Source organism: Rhizobacter sp. P1_G5, assembly GCF_056405435.1.
The window spans coordinates 1-1,497 of record NZ_JBFUCB010000956.1; the positions used below are offsets into that span (position 1 = coordinate 1).

A 1,497-nucleotide genomic window follows, 5' to 3' on the forward strand; every position below is an offset into this window, starting at 1 on the left:
CACCTGCATTCGCTGCAATTCCGCACCCCCCACGCCGCGCCATCGGAGAGCCGAGGATGACCCGACTGAGCATCATCACCGCCGTCCACAACCAGCTGGAGATGAACCGCTGGTTCGTCGAGCACCTGCAGCGCTGTACCCGGCTGCCGTCGGAGCTGATCATCATCGACAACGCGTCGACCGACGGCTCGGCCGAGTTCTTCGAGTCGGTCGGTGCCAAGGTGATCCGCAACACGCAGAATTTCTCCTACCCGTACACGCAGAACCAGGGCATCGCGGTCGCGCAGGGCGACTGGCTCGCGTTCCTGAACAACGACATCGTCGTGCCGCCCGACTGGGACACGCGGCTGATCGCCAACGCCGAGCTGCACGGGCTCGACGCGCTGACGGTGTGCGGCATCGAGCGCGTCGAGACGCCCGAGGCCACGCACGCGCTGCGCCGGCGCTGGAAGCGCGCCTCGCTGCCGGTGCGCTTCTTCGGCGCCAAGCAGCCCTGGCTCGGCATGTCGCACCGCTGGATGTACGGCGACTGGGACCGCTTCTGCCGCGAGCGCGCCGAGCAGTTCGAGGGCCTGGTGATCGAGGGCTATGTCGGCAACTCGGTGCTGATGAACCGGCGCGCGATCGACCGCATCGGGCTGTGGGACGAGCGCATCCAGGCCGCCGATGCCGACCTGTTCCTGCGGGCCAAGAAGCGCGCTGTCGAGGTCGGCGACATCCGCCCGCTGCACATCGCGCTCGACGTGTTCGTGCACCACTACATCCGCGTGACGCTGCGCGCGCGCCCGCCGGCCTTCGCCGACGCCGCGCGCCTGATCCCGATGGAGAAGAAGTGGAGCGCGACCGAGGTGGCACGGCTCGCGTCGCACACGCTATGACGGCTGCTGCTTCGGCCTCCATCAGCGGGTTCACGTTCCTGCGCAACGGCGTCAAGCTCGGCTTCCCGTTCGAGGCCTCGGTGCGCTCGCTGCTGCCGCTGGTCGACGAGTTCGTGGTCGCGGTCGGCCGCGGCGAGGACGACACCCGCGAACGGCTGCTGGCGATCGGCGACCCGAAGATCCGGCTGATCGACACCGTGTGGAACGAGCGCATGGAGTCGCGCGGCTTCGTCTATGCGCAGCAGAAGATGATCGCGCAGTTCGCCTGCACCGGCGACTGGGCCTTCTACCTCGAGGGCGACGAGGTGCTGCACGAGGGCGAGCTGGCGGCGATCCGCGCGTCGGTCGAGCGCCACCATGCCGACCGCCGCATCGAGGCGCTGGTGTTCGACTACCTGCACTTCTACGGCTCGCCGCACTGGCTCGCGATCAGCCCGGCCTGGTACCGGCGCGAGTGCCGGCTGATCCGCAACACGATCCGCAGCTACGCACCCGACGGCCAGTTCTGGGTGGTGATGGACCGGCACCGCCGCGGCCGCCACCCGAACGCCGCGTTGGCGAACGCGCACATCTACCACTACGGCCACGTGCGCCGCACCGACTACATGCAGGCCAAGCT

2 protein-coding genes are annotated in these 1,497 nt (G+C 68.8%); both read left to right on the forward strand.

Going from position 1 to position 1,497, the window contains the following annotated elements; genetic code table 11:
• Positions 1–56 precede the first annotated feature (56 nt).
• Positions 57–878, forward strand: a complete 822-nt coding sequence (locus tag AC1D12_RS33080; RefSeq protein ID WP_052211729.1) for a glycosyltransferase family 2 protein — start codon at positions 57–59, stop codon at positions 876–878.
• Positions 875–1,497: glycosyltransferase family protein (locus tag AC1D12_RS33085; RefSeq protein ID WP_477845344.1), on the forward strand; the 623-nt coding region annotated here is incomplete at its 3' end. The genes AC1D12_RS33080 and AC1D12_RS33085, both read left to right, overlap by 4 nt.